The organism is Lysinibacillus sp. 54212 (assembly GCF_036662795.1).
Classification (GTDB): Bacteria; Bacillota; Bacilli; order Bacillales_A; family Planococcaceae; genus Lysinibacillus_B.
The window spans coordinates 75008-95999 of the sequence record NZ_JBAFWZ010000003.1 but is presented as its reverse complement, the minus strand read 5'-3'; the positions used below and the strand labels follow the sequence as shown (position 1 = coordinate 95999).

Annotated in this window: 18 protein-coding genes; 13 read left to right on the top strand and 5 right to left on the bottom strand. The window is 37.2% G+C overall.

Features of this window, described 5'->3' with window-relative positions:
- Window positions 1-51 precede the first annotated feature (51 nt).
- The 8 genes from V4T18_RS03200 (at window position 52) to V4T18_RS03165 (ending at window position 6490) form a co-directional block, all read left to right on the top strand.
- Entirely contained in the window at window positions 52-369 is a 318-nt protein-coding gene (locus V4T18_RS03200) for a PadR family transcriptional regulator (protein ID WP_332646518.1), read from the top strand.
- The gene (locus V4T18_RS03195; protein ID WP_332646515.1) at window positions 369-1418 is read left to right on the top strand and encodes a DUF4097 family beta strand repeat-containing protein; all 1050 of its coding nucleotides are present in this window, start codon (window positions 369-371) and stop codon (window positions 1416-1418) included. Before V4T18_RS03200 ends, V4T18_RS03195 begins: the two co-directional genes overlap by 1 nt.
- A 195-nt stretch (window positions 1419-1613) precedes the next feature.
- Window positions 1614-2285 carry a nuclease-related domain-containing protein gene (locus V4T18_RS03190; RefSeq protein ID WP_332646512.1) on the top strand — a complete coding sequence of 224 codons (672 nt, stop codon included), beginning with the start codon at window positions 1614-1616 and terminating at the stop codon, window positions 2283-2285.
- Between the two features lie 244 nt (window positions 2286-2529).
- Window positions 2530-3288, top strand: a complete 759-nt coding sequence (locus V4T18_RS03185; protein WP_332646510.1) for an SDR family oxidoreductase — start codon at window positions 2530-2532, stop codon at window positions 3286-3288.
- A gap of 159 nt (window positions 3289-3447) precedes the next feature.
- Window positions 3448-4281: a putative RNA methyltransferase gene (locus V4T18_RS03180; RefSeq protein ID WP_332646507.1), complete on the top strand. Its 834-nt coding sequence runs from the start codon at window positions 3448-3450 to the stop codon at window positions 4279-4281.
- A 151-nt stretch (window positions 4282-4432) separates the two neighbouring features.
- A complete protein-coding gene (locus V4T18_RS03175; RefSeq protein WP_332646505.1) occupies window positions 4433-5314 on the top strand; it encodes an NAD-dependent epimerase/dehydratase family protein in 882 nt (293 codons plus the stop codon).
- A gap of 75 nt (window positions 5315-5389) precedes the next feature.
- On the top strand, window positions 5390-5980 hold the full coding sequence (locus tag V4T18_RS03170; RefSeq protein WP_332646503.1) for a lysophospholipid acyltransferase family protein: 591 nt from the start codon (window positions 5390-5392) through the stop codon (window positions 5978-5980).
- Window positions 5981-6031: 51 nt separating this feature from the next.
- Window positions 6032-6490 carry a low molecular weight protein-tyrosine-phosphatase gene (locus tag V4T18_RS03165; RefSeq protein ID WP_332646500.1) on the top strand — a complete coding sequence of 153 codons (459 nt, stop codon included), beginning with the start codon at window positions 6032-6034 and terminating at the stop codon, window positions 6488-6490.
- A gap of 21 nt (window positions 6491-6511) precedes the next feature.
- Here V4T18_RS03165 and V4T18_RS03160 read toward each other — a convergent pair whose 3' ends face one another.
- Genes V4T18_RS03160 through V4T18_RS03140 form a run of 5 tightly spaced genes read right to left on the bottom strand, consistent with a single transcriptional unit; the run spans window position 6512 to window position 12729 of the window.
- A complete protein-coding gene (locus tag V4T18_RS03160) occupies window positions 6512-7954 on the bottom strand; it encodes a glycosyltransferase family 2 protein (protein ID WP_332646498.1) in 1443 nt (480 codons plus the stop codon).
- A 6-nt stretch (window positions 7955-7960) separates the two neighbouring features.
- On the bottom strand, window positions 7961-9016 hold the full coding sequence (locus V4T18_RS03155; protein ID WP_332646496.1) for a HEAT repeat domain-containing protein: 1056 nt from the start codon (window positions 9014-9016) through the stop codon (window positions 7961-7963).
- Window positions 9013-9924 (bottom strand): response regulator transcription factor, encoded by a 912-nt coding sequence (locus tag V4T18_RS03150; protein WP_332646494.1) that lies wholly within the window; start codon window positions 9922-9924, stop codon window positions 9013-9015. The genes V4T18_RS03155 and V4T18_RS03150 overlap by 4 nt, the downstream gene beginning before the upstream one ends.
- Window positions 9925-9938: 14 nt before the next feature.
- Entirely contained in the window at window positions 9939-11654 is a 1716-nt protein-coding gene (locus V4T18_RS03145) for a hypothetical protein (RefSeq protein WP_332646491.1), read from the bottom strand.
- A complete protein-coding gene (locus V4T18_RS03140; protein WP_332646489.1) occupies window positions 11635-12729 on the bottom strand; it encodes a hypothetical protein in 1095 nt (364 codons plus the stop codon). The genes V4T18_RS03145 and V4T18_RS03140 overlap by 20 nt, the downstream gene beginning before the upstream one ends.
- A gap of 469 nt (window positions 12730-13198) precedes the next feature.
- On the opposite strand from V4T18_RS03140, the gene V4T18_RS03135 reads away from it, so the two are divergent.
- The 5 genes from V4T18_RS03135 to V4T18_RS03115 all read left to right on the top strand — a co-directional run bounded on the left by V4T18_RS03135 (window position 13199) and on the right by V4T18_RS03115 (window position 20955).
- Complete coding sequence (locus V4T18_RS03135) at window positions 13199-13918, top strand: YebC/PmpR family DNA-binding transcriptional regulator (protein ID WP_332646488.1); 720 nt, start codon at window positions 13199-13201, stop codon at window positions 13916-13918.
- A 151-nt stretch (window positions 13919-14069) separates the two neighbouring features.
- A complete protein-coding gene (locus tag V4T18_RS03130) occupies window positions 14070-15818 on the top strand; it encodes a methyl-accepting chemotaxis protein (RefSeq protein WP_332646485.1) in 1749 nt (582 codons plus the stop codon).
- Window positions 15819-16011: 193 nt separating this feature from the next.
- Entirely contained in the window at window positions 16012-17754 is a 1743-nt protein-coding gene (locus V4T18_RS03125; RefSeq protein ID WP_332646482.1) for a methyl-accepting chemotaxis protein, read from the top strand.
- A gap of 238 nt (window positions 17755-17992) precedes the next feature.
- Window positions 17993-19690, top strand: coding sequence for a M3 family oligoendopeptidase (locus V4T18_RS03120; protein ID WP_332646479.1), 1698 nt, complete (start codon window positions 17993-17995; stop codon window positions 19688-19690).
- 185 nt (window positions 19691-19875) lie between these two features.
- Window positions 19876-20955, top strand: coding sequence for an AI-2E family transporter (locus V4T18_RS03115; protein ID WP_332646476.1), 1080 nt, complete (start codon window positions 19876-19878; stop codon window positions 20953-20955).
- The last annotated feature ends 37 nt before the right edge of the window (window positions 20956-20992 follow it).

The following is a 20992-nucleotide window of genomic DNA, read 5'->3' as shown; positions in this document are numbered from 1 at the left end:
AATAGTGGGTGTTACACTACTAATTAATAAACAGTAGTGAGGGTGACTTGAATGAATCCGCAGTTTAAAAAGGGTGTGTTAAATCTTTGTGTATTAGCACTACTTCAAAAGCGGGATATGTACGGGTATGAGCTTGTGCAGTCGATCTCACAAAAAATTGATATTTCAGAGGGCGCAGTTTATCCATTGCTCCGTAGATTAACGGCAGAAGAATATTTTACGACATATATGGTGGAATCCTCGGAAGGACCAGCGCGTAAATATTATAAACTGACGGATTTAGGTGAGCAGCAATTGCATCAGTTAAGAAACGATTGGGCTCAATTTCATCACGCAGTAAATGAATTAATCGAAGAGGAGCACGTATAATGACAGAACAGGGATTTTTACAGCAACTTGAACGAGCATTACTGAAGTTAAATGAGACTGAAAAAAAGGATATAATTCGTGACTTTACAGAGTATTTTGCAAGTGGTAGAGCTGAGGGGAAACAAACAAGTGAAATGATTGCAGCGCTTGGCTCGCCAGAAGAACTAGCAGTAGAACTGCTTAAAGTGTACTCAGAGGATGAATTTGTACAGGTGACACATTTAGAGCAGGAAGATGATGTAAAGCATGTGGTCATAAAATCGGATCAAGCAGACATTCGTATTTTACCATCACCTACTGGAAAGGTATACACAGAGCTTTCAGAAAAAGCTGATCAGACAAGAGTTGATATCGAACGAGAACAGGACACTTTAAAAATCACTATTCGTGCTAAGGAATCGAAATTCAAAATTCTAGGTATTAGCTTTATCTTTTCTAAGGATAGTCATTCAGTTGTGACGATTTATTTACCTGAAAAGTTATATGAAACAATGAATGTAAAATCAGATCAAGGGGAGATTTCAATCGAACATCTCCAAATGAAACAGCTCTCCGTTCGTTCGGATCAAGGGAGAACAGAGCTTCGTCATATTCTAGCTCGAGAAACGGATCTTTTAGTCGACACAGGTCGTATTGTCACGAAGGATTGTAATTTCACAGCGGCAAAGCTCAAAACAGACACGGGTCGAATAGTGGTAAAGCGTTCGAAGGCTGAGCGCTGGAATCTAGAGACCGATACAGGTCGTATTGTGCTAAAGCATGCCGGTGGTGAAATATCTGCTAGAACAGATACTGGCCGAATAATTTACGAGTCCCAAGCTGTTACTTCGCCAATACATTTAAAAACGGACACAGGCAATATTGAATTGCTCACAACTGAGCCACTACAAAATGCTACAGTGAAGGCGAAAACAGATATGGGGAAAATAATGATTTACGGAGATAAAAAACGTACTGCTGTTTTTGGTGATGGCGCGCTACCAATCTCATTAAAAACAGATATGGGCAATATTTCTATTAAGATGATTAAAGAAGAGATTTTAATGTAACGTAAAGGCTGCTCCTAATAGAGGGCGGCTTTTTTACAGACGTTTGATATACATACTTATAATTTTTTTCTGCTTGTATATTCTGGTTTATGTAAAAAGTAATAGCGATGGAAGTCTTATGTTGCATAGTCAACTATTACTAAATTTGATAAAATAGGAAAAGAGTTTATAGACGCTTTAGAGGGAGTGAGCGATATGGCATTGTGGATCGTTTCTATTGTTTCAGTTATTGTGATAGTGCTAGCAGTTCTTATTTATTTACATGACGGAACCGAATTTAGCCAGTTAACAGGCTATTCATTTTTTGATATTTTAACGAAGGAAAAGGCGAATCGATTGAATAAATTAATGTCTCGATTGAAAAAAGTCGATGGCGAACACAAATTATTGGTCGATTTGCAGGTGCCCATTGGGAATTCTACTTATTCCGTTGATGCGGTGCTAATACATGAATCAGGTATTTATGTAATCGATGGTGTACACATAAATGGTTGGATTTCAGGTAGAGAGAACGATATTGAATGGGTACAGGCATTACATAATAATAAGTATGAAAAATTTACAAATCCTATTATGGTGAATAAACGTATTATTGCGGTATTACATGAGCTATTACCAGAGGTGAGTAAAGATGTATTCACGTCAGTTGCATTATTTAATGATGGGTGTTCATTCCAAAAAATAGAAATAGAATCAACGAATATAGAGGTCATGAAAATGCAAGAGTTAAAGAAGTGGACGACTGAAATAGGCGGAGAAGTGCTTTCGAAAGAGGAAATAGAAAACGTCCACCATGCATTAGAAGGGAATATGAGCTTTAAGCAGCTACCAAAAGCTCAGCCATCGAATAATACAGTAACTAATTAAGAGCGAGATATTCTTGCTCTTTTTTATATACAGAAACAATAGCTTATTAGTCTAATTTTGCAGGTAGTCCATTGTGCAGTCTGTTTGGAATACGAATGCTACTTGGCTCACTGGCATGCTTATATGTCAATAAGAGCTATTAATTAAAACAGCCATAATATTTTTTCTAATAAGGAAGGAAAATGCATGTCTATCAAGAATATTACATACTGTAACAAGAATACACTTAGGGAGGAATCAGGATATGAGACTTCAAGACAAAGTGGCAGTAGTTACAGGAGCTGCTTCAGGTATGGGGAAAGCAATTGCTATCCTTTATGCAAAGGAAGGCGCTAAAGTAGTAGTGTCTGATTTGACTTTAGAGGGGGCAGGTGCAACCGTTGCAGAAATAACAGAATTCGGGGGAATTGCAACTGCGGTCGCAGCAGATGTTTCAAATGAAGCAGATGTACACAGACTAATTAAGGCAGCACTTAATAGCTATGGTACACTAGATATTTTAGTAAATAACGCTGGTATTATGGATAACTTTGCACCGGTTGGCGATGTAAAGGATGAGCTTTGGGAAAAAGTTTTTGCAGTAAATGTGACAGGAATTATGCGCACTACAAGACAAGCAATGCCGATTTTCTTAGAAAAAAATTCCGGAATCATCGTTAATATTGCTTCTGTGGGTGGCTTGTATGGTTCACGTGCAGGTGCAGCTTATACAGCTGCAAAGCATGCAGTTGTTGGATTAACGAAAAATACGGGATTCCAATACGCAGATCGAGGTATCCGCTGTAATGCAATTGCTCCAGGTGGGGTTAATACAAATATCGGTGCTTCATTTAGAGATCCTAATATGGCTGGAATGGAAAAGGCTATGGCAGGTGCAAGCTTTAACCCGAGAAACGGAGAACCTGAGGATATTGCAAGGATTGCACTATTTTTAGCTTCAGAGGATGCGGCCTTCGTCAACGGTATCGTTGTAACAGCCGATGCGGGATGGACCGCTTACTAAGCAAAACATTATATAAATATAGCTCGGCACAAATCGTGTCGAGTCTTTTTATTTCCTAGGAAATATTTCGAGCTAGAATGTCATAATAGAACAAATTTTGAAATGCAGGCTGTTTCGTTAGTATGTTACGATACAAGTGGATAACTTGGAGGAATAAAGATGGGACTATTATCAAAACGAGCAGTAAGTATTTTAAACATGAAAGAACATAAACAGCTTTTTGCATGCCCAGTTTGCAAGGAGGGAATGTCAGTTAGTGACACAGGTAAGGTGACCTGTATTAATAATCACTCCTTTGATATTGCGAAACAAGGTTATATTAATTTCATGACCAAGCCTGTCAATTCGATGTATAGTAAGGAACTGTTCGAGGCACGACAGCGAGTGATTGCTAGTGGTCTTTATGATGATCTACAAAGAAAAATTGCTGCACATATATCCGGCACATATATTTTAGATACAGGCTGCGGCGAGGGCTCTCACTTAGCGCGCATTTGTGAAAAAGTAGAAGGTTCTGTAGGTGTTGGCATTGATATTGCTAAGGAAGGAATTTTGTCGGCAGCTAAATTTTACGATGGGCATATTTGGTGTGTGGGTGATTTAGCAAGCAGTCCGTATAGTGCCGATACGTTTGATGTAATATTAAATATTTTATCACCAGCAAACTACGATGAATTCAAGCGCCTTTTAAAGCCAGATGGTAAAGTAATTAAGGTTGTTCCACAGGAGGGGTATTTAAAGGAGCTTCGACAGCAGGCCTTTGCTCATTCTGAAAAGGAAAGCTATACGAATGCTCTAACTTTACAGAGATTCAAGGAAAGCTTTGAACGCGTAGAGGTTGAGCGAATTCACTATACGGTTCCACTCTCAGGAGATCTTGTGCCAAAGCTATTAGAGATGACACCTATGGGCTGGCATATCGAAAATAAAGAGGCTATTAGGTTATCAGAAATTACAGTAGATGTGAATATACTGATTGGCACACTAAAATAGTTGTTTGTATAGAAGCAGGGAATTTGTGCCTTTCGAAGAATTGGGTCGTAATGGTTAATAGTCGAATTATCGGAATACACCGCATATTTTGAGGGGTTAAAGCTAAAGGAGCAGCAAGTCACTTTAAAAAAGTAAAGCAGGGGGGACAATGATGAAAAAGGTATTAGTACTAGGTGGTACACGGTTTTTTGGGCGTAAATTAGTAGAGCTGCTAGTAGCAGAAGGGCATGCTGTTACAATTGTCACACGAGGGAAGCTAGAAAACCCGTTCAAAGGTAAAGTGAAGCATATTATAGTGGATCGTCGTGATGAGCTTGCTTTCCGTCAAGCAGTGGGAAGCTTAGATTTTGATCTTGTCTACGATAATATTTGCTATTCTCCAAATGAAGCGAAAGTATTATGTGATATTTTTAACGGGAAAATCAATAAGCTAGTCTTTACCTCTACACTTTCAACCTATGAGGCAGATGGTGTATCGAAATCAGAAGGTGATTTTGATCCGTATAGCCACGAAATTAGGATTGGGAATACAGAGGACTTCACTTATGGGGAGGGTAAAAGACAAGCCGAAGCAGTGTTCTTTAAATACGCAAAATTTCCGGTTGTAGCAGTACGTTTCCCTATTGTTATGGGCTTAGATGATTACACAAAACGATTACATTTCCATGTTGAACGTATTGTAAAAGGAGAGCCGATAGGGTTTGTTAATCTTGATGCTAGAATGTCCTTTATTTTAGCGGAGGAGGCAGCGGATTTTTTACTATGGGCGGGAGCGAACGATATAGAAGGACCGTTTAATGCAACAGCTAATGGAACAATTTCAATAAAGGAATTAATCACAATGATAGAAGCTACAGCAGAGCAACAAGCAAAAATTGCAGTTGTCGGTAATGATGAAATCCGCTCACCATACGCTGTGCCAGCTTCATGGTTTATGACAACGGAAAAGGCACAAAAGGCAGGTTTCCAATTTAGTAACCTAGACGATTGGCTTCCAGGGCTAGTGAAGGATATAGTAGCCCAATATCACTAAAGTATAAGTAATTGAAACGTTACGTTATTTTCGAGTAAAATATAAGTAATTAATAGATAAGGTAGGAATAGAGCATTGTATAAATTTGCGGCAAATATTGTGAAAATATTTTTGGGGATTAATGGTTCAAGAGCGAAAGTATATGGACTTGAAAATGTACCAAAAGACGGTGGCTATGTAATTGCATGCACGCATAACGGCTATGTAGATATTTTAAATTTAGGTTTATCAATTTATCCTCGTGAGATTCATTTCATGGCTAAAAAGCAATTGTTTGATGTTAAAGGTTTAGGCTGGTTAATAGAGAAGTTAAATGCTTTCCCAGTAGATCGCGATAATCCGGGCCCAAGTGTTATTAAAATCCCTCGTCAACTACTAAAGGAGGGGAAGATTGTCGGCGTTTTCCCAAGTGGTACGCGAAGTGCGGAAAGTACGGATTTAAAGCAAGGGGCGATTACAATTGCACAGCTGTCGAAGGCTCAAATTGTCCCAGCAGCTTATGTCGGTCCGAGAAATATCGGAGAAGTGTTAAAGCGTCAAAAGGGATACTTAATTTATGGTAAGCCCTTTGCTGTTGAAGGCGGTAAAGAAGGCCGTGAAGAGGCAACACATGTTTTAGAGACGGAGCTCCAACGCTTAATTCAGGAATTAGAAAGTAAAAAATAATGTTAGGGCACCCTTCGAAACGGGGGGTGCCTTTCTAATGGAGGAGTTATGATGATTCGAGTGTTATTTGTATGCTTAGGCAATATTTGTCGTTCGCCTATGGCAGAGGCAGTCATGCGGGATTTAGTCGAAAAACGAGGTTTAAGCGCTGAAATAAAAATTGATTCTGCAGGAACAAGCTCCTGGCATATTGATGAGCCACCGCATAAAGGGACAAGGGCAAAGCTTGAGGAATACAAAATTTCTACGAGTGGCATGAAGGCGCGTCAGTTACGTACGTCTGATGTAGATTTTGATTATATCGTTTGCATGGATGCAAGCAATGTGGAAAATACACGCAATATGCTACGTGAGGATGATAATACAAAGATTATACGCTTCTTAGATTTAACCTTTCATAAAAAAGACGTTCCAGATCCATGGTATACAGGTGATTTCCAGGAAACATATGAGCTTTGCTTAGATGGTTGTAATGCATTATTAGAGAGAATTATGGAGGCGCGAAAATAGAATTAGAAAGAGGCAAAGTCGTTAAGACAATGCCTCTTTTTCAGTTGACTCTGATGAAAGTCCTTTTCTCTTTAATTGGCCCCAATCATTTTTCTTCCGCAGGTAATACCATATCCCCTCAAGACGAAAGATAATAGTTAATGGACGGAACCAAAACACCTCCGTAAGTGAAAATACCATAAGCTTTACGATATCCCGAATACGAGGATAAGAGTTCAAGCTCCATGCTTCAAGGAGGATTGCAAACATTGATAAGAATGAGCTATAAACTAAAAATAGAGCAGTCATAATGAGCGCAGATTCCCAATATAAATTTCCTACCATAAATGAAATTAAAATATAGATGTAACCTGATAATTCGATAACTGGTCCTAAAAATTCAATAATCCAAAAGTATGGGACTGAAATTAAGCCAATCCGTTTATATTTCGGATTAAATGTCATCCTTTTATGCATCGCTAAACTACCAAGTAATCCTTGATGCCAACGTCGACGCTGAGTTCGTAAGCCTTTTATAGTATCTGGTGCCTCTGTCCAGCACACAGGATCAGGAACAAATTCAATTCGCTTCTTTAAATCATGCTCTAAAATATAGCGATGAAGCTTTACGACAAGCTCCATATCCTCACCAATTGTATTTACTGAATATCCACCCGCTTTTACCACCCATTTTTTCGAGAAAACACTAAATGCACCAGAAATAATGAGCAATAAATTGAATTTACTTAAGGCAATCCGACCCATATAGAACGCGCGGAAATACTCAATGATTTGCATAATAACAAAGGGGTTATTTGGTATGATCGAATTCACGACCGTACCAAGCTGAACGTCTGAGCCGTTTGCAATTCGCACACTCCCCCCTGCAGCAATCACATCATCATTAGAAGCAATGATTGGCTTCATAACACGAAGTAGGGATGTGTGGTCTAAAATCGAATCCCCGTCAATTGAGCAGAAGTAAGGATATTTAGAAGCATTGATTCCTGCATTTAAAGCGTCCGCCTTTCCGCCATTCTCTTTGTCAATCAATACAATATTTGGATGTAATGTAGATTCATAAATGCCGTGAATTTCTTTTGAATCTAACTCTTTTTTTATTGTACGCTGAATAGGTTCCATCTTAAATTGTTGAATAATGACACCGAGCGTATCGTCAACGGAACCATCATTTACAATAACAATCTCAAATTGAGGGTATTGTAGGGTTAATAAAGAGTGTACTGTACCGACAATACCTCGTTCCTCATTGTAGGCAGGAACAATAATTGATACGGGCTTAGAGTAAATTGCGTCTAAGCTTTCTTCGTTAGAAGTGTATTTATCGAGTCGTAGCCCTTTTCGCATGTGAAAATAGGCGAAAATTAACATGGATGTGTATACAATGATAATTAAAATCATGTAAAACATAATAAGGCGACCGAAAAACGCATGTAACCATAATAAAATTGTTGATATGTCCATTTCGTTTTATCCCACCTTTAATATTTCCTTCGCCATTTCAGCGGCATATTCATCATGGCCTGCTGTAATTGTTTCCTGTAAAATTTGTATTCCATTTTTAAGTTTGGAAAGTGTTAGGGCAGCCTGTTTTCGAACCCACCAGGATGAATCACAGAGTAAAAGTTGAAGTACAGGGAGTGCCTGATCCTCGTCCGCATGAAGCAATAGTTTAGCAAGCATCATTCGTTCCTCCCAGTTTTGGGACGTTGCAAACGGGAGATAGGCATCTAATCTTGAAATCGTACCAAAATTACTAATTGCCTTTAATGTACGAATTCGAATCTCTTCATCATCATGCTGTAGTAAGCTTTCATAGAACTGCAAATAGTTATGATCCATATTCGTCCCGAAGCTTAAATAATCCAGAAGTGCAATTTGTAAATTATATGGAAGACTGTCGAACGTATCTATAAATTCCTCGATATACGATTCCTCTAAATACGACAAGATTGTTTTATATTCAAACTCTCTAAATAAATATTCTGGATGATAAAAGTGTTTTAAAAATAAGTTTGGGTTATATAAAGAGATTGCATGGAGCATTAATAAATACTCCTCCTCTGATTGACACTTATTATTTCGTAATGTTTTTTCAAGGTCTGGAATCAAAAATGCTAATTTGAAATCGATCACACGATATAAGATGTTCATTCGTACTCCCCAATTTTTACTTTTAAGCATTTTTCGATAATATTCTTGAAAATTAAGCTCAGCAAAATGGCTCATTCGGTTAATAACATCTTCATTATTTATTGTTTTTGTGTAATTAGTGAAAATGCGATCAATTGCTATTGCTAAATAGGTTTTATTAGCACGAGTCGGAATAAGTCTCTCTTTTGCAGTGCCGTAAATTAAATATTTATACCAAATATCACTATACTCAGAGATGTATCGCTGAATTTTTTCCTCGCGTCTTGTTTCAAAATAACGTTTAAAGATTAAATAAAAGAAAATAATAAATATAAATAAAATAAGGAAGCCCATTGTTACGAGTGCATATAGTAACGATTTTGAAATAATCATTGTCGAAGCCTTCTTAAAATATTTTTTATTTGAGTTTCTACTAATCTTAAATTAAATGGGCGTGTAAAAAAGGCATCAGCACCATTGTCAAAGGCGTACATAACAGCTTCCTCAGTGCTTCGCTTGGATATAAGCATAATAATGTATTTTTCATCATTTGGCAGTGAACGTAAGTAGTTCATCACTTCTATGCCATTTTTTCTTGGCAAGATGTCATTTAACAAAACAATATGTGTATGTCCAGACTTGTACCAATTCGATTCTAAAAATTCAAAGCCATCTTCAAAAGTTTTAATATCTAGGCTATAGTTCGGAATATCTGTATGAGATAGTAAGTTTTTTAAGATTGATGTAGTGATTTCGTTGTTTTCAACAATACTTACTTTAATTTCCTCTACTTCTGGTGTAGCAAAATTATCAATTGTAAGCACTGTATTTTTGTCTTGAGCTAAAGTTTGGCTCAATAGCTCTGTATTCATTTCTAACACTTCTTCTAATGTCCATGTACTGTTAGCAATCTCACTAACTGTTGCTAGAAAGGCTTGCTCTGTATTTGGAATTTTCCCCTGTAAATAGGAAGGAGCTTGGGAAATTATCCGATTTAAAAAATGCATTGCTTCATCTTGTCCGCTAAAAGCAAGTAGAATAATGACATTTTCATTATTCTCATGTTTAAATACGCTATCTGAATTACGTACCTGTCCAGCGATATAGTCATAGAGGAGATTATATTCCTCCTCCTTTGTATAGCTAGGAAATTCACTGGAAGGATGCCAACGTAGTAAAACGATTGAAAATGTCCGTTTTGCCCTTTTTACATAAGCTTGCTGTAATGTGAAAAGCATTTGAAGCTTTTCATTTTCAACGGAAAGATGCTTCTGACGTGTCTCTGTCTCAATATAGGACATCATAAACATCTCCTTTAAAATTGTTTAATATAGTCTCGTACAACCTGCATCAGCTGCGGGTCAATCATGACGTAATTTAATCCGCTTTCTGCATTTAGCAGAGGCACTAGCTCTTGCTCGTAATTTGCAGCTAGATTAATGGTTTTCATCGTCACATTATATTTTTTAGCTAGAGCTACTAGCCTTTTAAGCTCTTTTTCTGATGTAGTACTTGGTGAATTTAAGAAAATAATTTGCTTAACTCCTTGAGGTAGAACAAATGAAGTAAAATCCTCCTCTGTTAAAATAGGGCCAAGCGTTAAATTTCGTTCATGAACATCAAGTACCCCATTTGTTAGCTGTAAACCGTTATATTGCTTTTTCGGTAATTCAAAACCATACATTACTCCGAACAGCATAGTAGTCATTGTTTTCATCGTAGCTGCATCTTTAGTGATGATATAAGTAACCTTTTCTTCTTTAGCGATCAGTAATGCTTCCTTATAAAGGGTCGTTATATCTGTAGCCTGTAGTTCTACAAAACGTTCAATTCCTAAGGCAGAGAGTTGCGCCTGTTGTTCATTTGTAGGCTGTAGACCGACCATTAACCTTGCCCCAACTAGATTAGCTGTCACTCCAACGTTTGCTGCATCCTTTAGTGGGAAAATAGCATTTCCCCAGCTATACAGCGCTTCAAACTCTTTGATTTTATTGTCGTGTAGGAGTGAATGAACAAATGCTTTATGATCCAGCGATTTGACGTAATCAACTGCTTCCTGTAATTGGGCTCGTGTATAAGTTTCTCCTATAGGAAAATGACGAAAAGCCATATCCATTTCTGAAGCAGTTTGCTGTTCTTTTTGAAGCCAATCACTCTGTTCACTTTTTAATAGGGAAACAACTTCTTTTACTTCACCTCGTCGAATACGAGTGAACCATTCTTCATCTGTAGGGTAAGGACCAATTAGTACTTCATTTTCTTCATCGTAAACTAAGTCCCCACGCTCAAAGCTAGTTGGCTGTAATACGAGCAGATCATATTCTCCACCACTTTCTTCATTAACTAGCTGCTTTACGACATCCACCCGATGGCGCCCTAAATAGCAATGAACATAATAACGTTTATCATCTTGAGAAATAAGCTCTTTAATTTGATTCAGTGTTTCGGTATTATCTCCAACCCATGGCAACATAGGCATAGATATTATCTCTATGTCAGCTTCTTCTCCAGCCTTAATCTCTTTATCGAGTAATGGTTTTTCTATAGGTAGTGTCGGACTTAATAAAGTGATTACTCCGTCATAGCCCTGTTCTTTTAAAAGCTCTAAGTTCTCCTTCTCAGGGTAAGGTCCGAATGTAAATCGTTCTCCAACCTCGATTTCTCCTTGAGAGGCTTGTACAACTGAAGAACCAGTATTTAAAAAATAGGCAAGACCAGAAATACAAAGCGCGATAGAAGAAAGCATTAGTAGTGTGCTAGTAATCCATCTATCCTTCTTCAAAATAAAGTAGTAATACAAAAAGGACATTATAAAGCCGAAAATAACCCATCCAAATACATAGTATTTCATAATCCCGTCAATTCGATATTGTGACCAACCTCGTTGCACATACGTTTCTTCAATTGGTACAACGGCGAAGAGTAAGAAGAAAATACCGCCACCAACGCCTAATGTACTTAGTAGGATAAACCACATGACGAATTTTAAATAACTTTTCCAGTTGCGCCCTTTATCTTTCGTTTTTGTCATTGCTTTGCACCTTTTCTTGTTTTATATCTTCTAAAATGACACGCATGATTGGGATATAAGATACCCAAAAGAAATTCGTTGCATCGTTTGAAAAAATATTCATAAAAGCATCAGACCGTTGCCATTTTTTTAAATTGTCCTTCGAGTAATCAGCATAATCGCCAGCGAAATAGTAAGTATTGTTCATCTCATGTCGAACGATAGCTGGGAAAGAAGTTGGGATGTTTGCATCTCTTAATTCCTTTAACGCATCTTCTGTTAAATCTAAATCATATTTTGCATAGACTGTTGTGCCAGATAATGGCGTTATAATATCAAACCAATAGGCATAATCTGATGGTTTTGCCTTTTGGAATTTTTCTTTCCCTTCCTCCGTTAAGCTAAACATTACGTTTTTGTTCATAGATTTCTCATCAAAAACAACAACTTTATCATTTAGATGGACGAATGCTAGACCAGCGCCTTCAAATGCCCATTCTTTATTATATTGGGTCTCGTAATTGTCAATTAACCAAGAGGGAATTTCCTCACTATTTAAATCTTCAAAATACCGACCCGACCAGCCACTCCAATCAACACCTAAATTTTGCTCCATAATTTCTCTCGTTGTACCATCTGTTGGTGTGGCAAATGAATTATATTCAGCAATTAACATCGTATCGGGTCCTTTGCTTGCCATAACTGCATTCCATTCTAATAAGTCCATTCCACCATAAATCTTTTTGGACCGATCACCTTCTACAACTTCCTCTAAATCATCAGCATATACACCATATGTGTCTGCAATATAGATTAAGTCAACAAAGCGATCAATATTGTATGGCTCCATCGCTTTGTTATCGTATGGATCATAGCCCACATAATCTCGGCCTATATCATACAACTCACCATCTAAACGTGTGATCTTTTCATTTGTTAATAGCCAAAACAGTCCGTTATGCTCTCGGTAATCATCAAGAGGCACCGTTTTATCTACTACTGAAATATCTAATGTTGTAGCAGGCTTTAGCTGCCAATAAATTCTTGGTGAAAATACAACAATTAATAAGATTAATAAAAATAGAATTTTTTTCATACATTCTCATCCTGTGTATTAGTATAGTTTTAAAAGCTATTATTAAAATTAAAAAAGAGATGACTGAAAGATTGCTTTAAGAGTTTATAGAGTATAGAGGAAGGGAATTATATTAATGAATAATAGTTTAACACTATTATTATATGAAAAATATTAATATGTATTCCGGTTTGATAGATTACTCTACATACTATTAACTCTACCAATTTTATTTTTATCGGTTACATATCTAGAAATATTAAATGATAAAGGTTAAATTTAGGTTAAAAATTTAAAATAATTTCAGGGACTTTTTACTTATTTTGGTCAATTTCAAAGGGAAAATTATTGAAGATAGATAAGCTCTCAGTTGCTCTTTCTCCTTTTTTTTTATAGAGAGGTTAGTGTATAATCGTATAAGATTGGATGAATTATTAAGACTTAAGTAAGTGCTTTATGAGAATAAATAGTGTTGAAAGAGAGTGGAATTATGGGTCGTAAATGGAACAATATTAAGGATAAAAAAGCTGGTAAAGATGCTGCTAACAGCCGAATTTATGCAAAATTCGGTCGTGAAATTTATGTAGCTGCAAAATCGGGTGAACCAAATCCAGAATCAAATCGTGCCCTTAAAACAGTGTTAGAGCGTGCGAAAACATATTCAGTACCAAAACATATTATTGAAAAGGCAATTGAAAAGGCCAAAGGCGGCGGTGAAGAAAGCTTCGATGAGCTACGCTACGAAGGTTTCGGTGTTGGCGGCACAATGGTAATCGTAGATGCATTAACAAACAACGTTAATCGTACAGCTTCAGAAGTACGAGCTGCATTTGGGAAAAATGGTGGTAACATGGGTGTAAGCGGTTCTGCTGCTCATATGTTCCAAGCTACTGCAGTATTTGGTGTTGAGGGTAAAACTGAGGATGAAGTACTAGAGATTTTAATGGAAGCAGATGTCGATGCACGCGACATTATGGATGAAGAAGGCACAATTATCGTGTATGCTGAGCCAGATCAATTCCATGCAACTCAAGAGGCGTTTAAAGCAGCTGGTATTGAAGAATTTACAGTGGCGGAGTTAACAATGCTTCCGTTGACTGAAGTAGCATTAGAAGGCGCCGATTTAGAAAAGTTCGAAAAAATGGTTGATGCCTTAGAAGATTTAGAAGACGTGCAACGTGTATATCACAATGCCGATTTAGGTGAATAAATATATTGAAAAATCCGAAGCTCATGTAGCTTTGGATTTTTTTATTTAATTAAATTTGAAAAAGTTAAAATTTTCAAGCATAAAGATTGATATATATAAAACGATATAGCAGAATAATAGGTAGAAAGTATTTTAAAAAGGGGATTTTAAAATGAGGAAAATGGACCGTCTTTCGAGTCGGATAATTTTAATTTCTAGTATTATTTTTCTGCTACTATTAGGGTTAAATACCTTGATGATGTTTTATAATTCGAAGCAATCTGTTCAAGCAACAATGGGAGAGCGAACAGTGTCTATTGCCAAAAATATGGCGTCTTATATTGATGCAGACAAATTTAAAGAGCTTGCAAATAATCCTGAGGAAAACGATTTATACTGGGAGCTTCGTGAGCAATTAAACGAATTGCGTGAAATGAACGGTGTTCTCTATGCCTACACGTACGCTATTCCAAAAGAAGGGGAAGCTGTCAGGTTTTTAGTCGACGGGATGCCTGTAGATGATACGGAAAATGCAGCTACCTTAGGGGAAGAATCAAGTTCAACTACTTATGAGCATATTGCTTTGGTATTAGAAAAAGGAGAATACTATTCTGAATTACTAAGCGGTACGTATGGGGAATATATATCAGGTACAATTCCGCTGCAAACAGAATCAGGAGAAGTCGTGGCTTTATTAGGGGTAGACATAGATGCATCCTATGTTGGGCAAATTAGCGGTACAATTGCGAAAGAGGTTCTCCCTAGTATAATCGCAATTTTCGTGCTCATAACGTTTGCTTCTCTCTTCGCATTATATTACTATGTGAATCGTTCTTTAAGGCCGTTAAAGAGTTTAGAAGAAGCATCGGATTTATTAGCTCAAGGGGATATTCGTGGGGCAAGTGAGACAGTTTCAAGCATTAATAAGAATGCGAAAAATGAAATTACTGTTTTTACAAAGGCATTTTCCACAACCTTAAGTCAGTTAACAGAAACATTTACTTCGATTCATAACAAAACAGCTAGCCTAGAGAGTGCTGTAGATGATATTAATGAATCTACTGAAAAAGTTGGGAAATCGAGTAGCATGATTGCGACAAATATTATGGAAATTGCGACGAGTAGCGATTATCAAAAAACAAGTAATGATGAAGTAATGCTAGCTATGAATGAAATGGCTGTAGGCATCAGTCGCCTAGCAGATACGACGAATACTATTGCATCTTCCTCAAGTGAAATGACACAACTTGTAGATGCAAGTGTAAAAGATTCATATGAAGTAATAAATCAAATTCAAAATGTTGAGGCATCTGTAGTACGTACGTCAGAGCATGTACGAGAAATGGGGAATAAATTTAACACGATAGAAGAGATGATTAGTGTTATTACGAATATTGCAGATCAAACCAATCTATTAGCTTTAAATGCTGCAATCGAAGCTGCCCGTGCTGGAGAGGCAGGAAAAGGATTTGCTGTTGTTGCAGATGAAGTGAGGAAGCTTGCAGAAATGTCGAGAAGCTCAGCGAACGATATTCATGATCATTTACAAAGTTTCTTAGGAATTACGGGTCGTGCGCTACAGGAAATGGAATCTAGTACAGAGGATGTAAAGGCTGGAAATGCTGCAGTTGCATCAATAGGTGAAAAACTAGAGCGGATTTTAGTTTCTGTCGAAAGAGTCAATAATCAAATTCAAGAGGACTCAGCGGTTATTGAGCAGATGTCTGCTGGTTCACAACAAATTCTTGCTACAGCAGAAGAGATGCATCGCTATGTAACGAATAATACTGTTCAAACTCGAGAAGTAGCAAGTTCTACTGATATACAAGTTGAGATGGTCGAAAAATTAAATGGCGTCGTGAAGCGATTAGATGAAACGTCTAGCGATGTTGTAAAAGAAATCGAGAAATTTAAATTATAAAATAAGAGGAGTGTAGTGCTATTCATGGCGCTACACTTTTTTGTGAAGTGAAATGTATTAACGGAAAATGTGATTTTTGTAGAAGAATACTTTATATTGTAGAATAATTGTCGAAATCTCATTGTTAAATTTTTAGTTTATGTAATAATAGTATTATGGTAAAAATATTCAAATTTTGAAAAGTGGTGATTAAATGAAGGTTTTACGTACGATACGTGGGAAATTATTAATTTTTTCATTTCTATTATTTTTACTCCCTAGCTTAGTCATTGGCTTTATTAGTTATTACAAGGCACAGCAAGGGTTGGACGAGCTTGGAGAAACAGTTATTAAAAATAGTGTAGAAACCGCACTTCAGTTAATAGATCAAGCGAATTTAGAGGTTGAAAGCGGAGCGATTACATTACAAGAAGCGCAGGAGCGTGTTAAATCGACATTAATTGGAGAAATGAATGATGAAGGGAAGCGTCCCTTAACGTATCCAGCTAGTTTAGGTGAAAACGGCTATATTTATATTATGAATGATGAAGGAACCCTCATTGGACATCCAACGCGTGAAGGCGATAACTTGTGGGAAGACCAAGATAGCTCTGGGTTATATTTTATTCGGGAAGTAAAGAAGCAAGCGTTAGATGGGGGCGGCTTTACATATTATGAGTTTGAGCTACCGGGACAAACCGAGGTTGCACCTAAGCTAATTTACTCGAAAGTAGATGAAAATTGGAACTGGATTATTGCATCAGGTACATACTTACAAGATTTTAATGCTCCTGCAATGGATTTATTACAGGTCATTTTGATTTCATTACTAATAGCATCTATTCTATGTGGGCTATCGGCTATTCTTTTCTCACGTCATTTAGCCGTACCGCTTATGAAGCTATCGAAGCGTGTAAAAAAGGTAGCTCATGGGGATTTAACAATTGAATTGGATACAGAAGATCGACAAGATGAAATAGGTGTATTAAATACCGGCTTTAATGATATGGTAGGACAGCTTAAAGTGTTAATTGCGGATGTTGAAAGTACAATTTCAGAAATTCAAAATACATCAACGAACTTGACTGCTGTAGCAGAGGAAACAACGGCATTCGGTGACGATATTGTGAAAGCTGTAACAGAAGTAGCAAATGGTGCTTCCCAGCAAGCGATTGATGCAGATGAAACGAGTCGTACAACGCATCATTTCGCAAGGGAAATTGAGCAGTTACATGAGAAAAATAACTCAATGTTACATTCAGCTAAGAAAATGCGTTCGTCAAATGAGGACGGATTACGGAATTTAATTACGCTAAAAGATCGATCCAGTGAGTCGTATGAGTTAATTACAACGATGCAAACCGTCTTAAATAGTCTGATTGCAAAGGTGAAAGAAATCGAAAGTATCGTTGGTTCTATTAATGAAATATCTGATCAAACCAATTTATTAGCGCTTAATGCTTCGATTGAGGCAGCTCGTGCTGGTGAGCATGGAAAAGGCTTTGCAGTTGTAGCGGAAGAAGTAAGAAAACTAGCGGATCAAACGAATCAGGCAACAGAATTAGTCCGTAATACGCTACGTGGTATTGAAACGGAAACAACTTTAGTGACAAATGAAATGTCTAAATCATATGCAATTGTTAAAGGGCAGCATGAATCCGTTGCACAAACGGAGAACACGTTTAAAGAGATTGAAAATGCGGTTGAAAATATTAGCGGTTCGATTGAAGAAGTAGCTGATAGTGTAAATCAATTAAACCAATCGAAGAATCTTATACTTGATTCAATTGAACGTATTGCCTCAATTAGTGAAAAAACTGCTGCAATGGCAGAGGAGGTTACAGCATCTACGGACGAACAGCAAAAGGCCGTTCAACTTGTTACAAACTCCTCAAACGAACTAACGAATGAAATTGTTGGCTTACAAGAATCTATAAAAAAATTTACTATACGATAATAATGAGAGGGGGCGAAATTGCCTCCTTTTTTTAAGCTCCAGCGCCCAGCCCCTCCGAGGTCGCCCAGCCCCTCGGTCGAAAGCAGAAAAGGTGCTTTCGATTCAGGTCTTCCAGCGCTTATCGGGGCTAATCAGGGTGCTACCCCTTTTCTTCTTTTTGAATAGTTGCAAAATGATAGAATATAGTGAATAATGGAAGTGTAAATTTCGGATTTCGAATTAAAGTGGAGGGATTCACATGTTAACCTTTAAAGATTATGAATATAAGCGTCCTAATGTTGAAGAAATGAAACAGAAAGTAAGAGAGCTTATTGCACTGTTTAAGGGAGCTACATCTGTAGGAGTGCAAAGTGAAATCATCGAGAAAATTAATACGTTTCGTAATGACTTTTCAACACAGGCAAACCTAGTATATATTCGTGCTTCAATCGATACAAATGATTCTTTTTATCAAGCTGAGCGTGACTATTTAGATGATGCTTCTCCCGAAGTAGAAGAAATCGTTACAGAATATTATCAAGCTCTAATCTCTTCTCCATTCCGTGAACAGCTAGAGGGAAAATGGGGTACCCAGCTTTTTGCATTAGCGGAAAATCAAATTAAAGGGTTCTCTCCAGAAGTCATTGGGCTTATGCAGCAGGAAAATAAGCTTGTTTCGGAGTATACAAAACTAGTTGCCTCTGCACAAATCGAGTTTGATGGTAAAACATTAACGCTAGCACAGCTTGGACCATACGGGGAGTCGACGGACCGTTCTGTACGTAAAGCTGCACGTGAAACCTCTGCCAACTTTTATAGAGAAAATATCGAAAAATTCGACTCTATTTTCGATGAGTTGGTAAAAATTCGTCATCAAATTGCGACGACACTTGGCTATAAAAATTATGCAGAGCTAGGGTATGTTCATATGGACCGCATTGACTATAATGCAGAAATGGTTGCAAATTTCCGAGAGCAAGTGCGTACCTTTATCGTACCGCTAGTATCCAAATTGTATGAACGCCAAGCAAAGCGAATCGGTGTAGATGACTTTAAATTTTGTGATGAAGGTTTGAGCTTTTTAACGGGGAATGCGAAACCTCAAGGCGATGCTGACTGGATTGTAGCAAACGGTAAAAAGATGTATGAGGAATTATCACCAGAAACGGGCGAATTCTTTAACTATATGCTAGACCATGATTTAATGGATTTAGTAGCGAAAAAAGGAAAGGAAGCAGGCGGTTATTGTACGTTTATTGAAAACTATGATTCGCCGTATATTTTCTCAAACTTTAACGGAACATCGGGCGATATTGATGTTTTAACGCATGAGGCAGGTCATGCCTATCAAGTGTATGCAAGTCGAAATATCGGTATCCCAGAATATTTATGGCCAACATATGAATCGTGTGAAATTCATTCGATGAGTATGGAGTTTTTCACATGGCCATGGATGGAGCTATTCTTTAAAGATCAAACAGAAAAATATAAATTCGATCATTTAAGTGGTGGGCTAATTTTCTTGCCATATGGTGTAGCCGTTGATGAATTCCAGCATGTTGTTTATGAAAATCCGGAAATGACACCTGCAGAGCGTCGTCAAGCATGGAAAGAGATCGAGGCAAAATATCTTCCTCACCGAGATTATGATGGTCACGCCTACTTAGAATCAGGTGGCTTCTGGCAACGTCAAACACATATTTATGCGAGCCCATTCTATTATATTGACTACACTTTAGCGCAAATTTGTGCATTCCAATTTTGGAAACGCTCACGCGAAGACTTCGAAGGGGCATGGAAGGATTATGTACATTTATGTAGCTTAGGCGGTTCACAAGCATTTACAGGTCTTGTACGGGAAGCGGGTCTAATTTCGCCATTCGAGGAAGGCTGCGTTGAATCGGTAATTGGTACTATTGAAAGCTATTTAAATTCAATTGACGATACAAAACTTTAAATGATAGTTCTTGTTCTAGTCTAGCAAATGTATAACTTATAAAAATAAGACACATCTCGCCCTTAAATATAGGTGCCAGATGTGTTTTTCTAATTTTTATTAGCACCTTTTGCTATATAATTTTGTAAATAGACTTATAATAATAAAATATAGGGAAATATAGTATAGGGAAAGGATGTGAAGTGATGACGAAAAAATTATGGTTTCAAACAGGAGTCGGTATTTTAATCGCGCTGTTAATTATAAAATATTTTATTGAAATTAAATTTATTTTCAGTCCGCTTATTATTTTAATAAAAACGATATTTGTTCCGTTATTACTTGGGGGCGTACTTTATTATGTAGCTGAGCCTATTCAACGATTTTTAGAAAAAAGAGGCTTACCTAGATGGGCAAGTATATCGTCAATTCTTGTATTGCTAGCAGGACTTATAACAGGAATGTTACTAATGATAGGTAATCCAATTGCTACACAAGTAAATAATTTAGTGAAGAATGCGCCGTCTATCGCGGAAAATATTCAGGAATTAGGTGACTTTGTTTTTGATAATAGTGAGAATCTTCCGCCGCAAGTAGAGAAGTTTGTCGATTCTATTTCCAATTCTATTCAAGATATTGCTATAACAAGTAGTAAACGGATCGTCAGTGTAGTAAGTGGGGCTGTATCGGCAACATTTATCCTCATTTTAGTTCCATTTTTCTTTATTTTTATGTTAAAGGATCACGAGAAGTTTGCACCGAATGTCTATCGAATCTTTACTGGTGAGCGCCGATCCTGGGTGAAAAATACATTGGAAGAAATTGATACTGTGTTACGTAGTTATGTGCAAGGACAAGTATTAATTAGTTTTATTTTAGCTGTGATGATGTTAATCGGATATTTATTTATTGGCTTGGAATATTCATTGCTGCTTGCTCTGTTCGCATTTTTTATGAATATGATACCATTTATTGGTCCTTGGCTATCTCTCCTACCAGCAGTTTTAGTAGCTCTTATACAGGATCCAGTATTAGTGATATGGGTACTTGCCATTACATTAGTTGCTCAACAGGTGGAAAGTAATTTAATTACACCAAACATTATGGGCAAATCTTTAGATATTCACCCATTAACGGTTATCACAATTGTGCTAGCTGCAGGAAATATAGCTGGTTTTATTGGCATACTAATTGCAATCCCTACATATGCAGTAGTAAAAGTTATTGTTGTCAATGTATATGAGGAACGAAAAAAAATAAAAGAAACAGCAACAAAAAATGTGTAAGGAAAAGAGGAGCATGGTATAGCATGCTTCTTTTTGC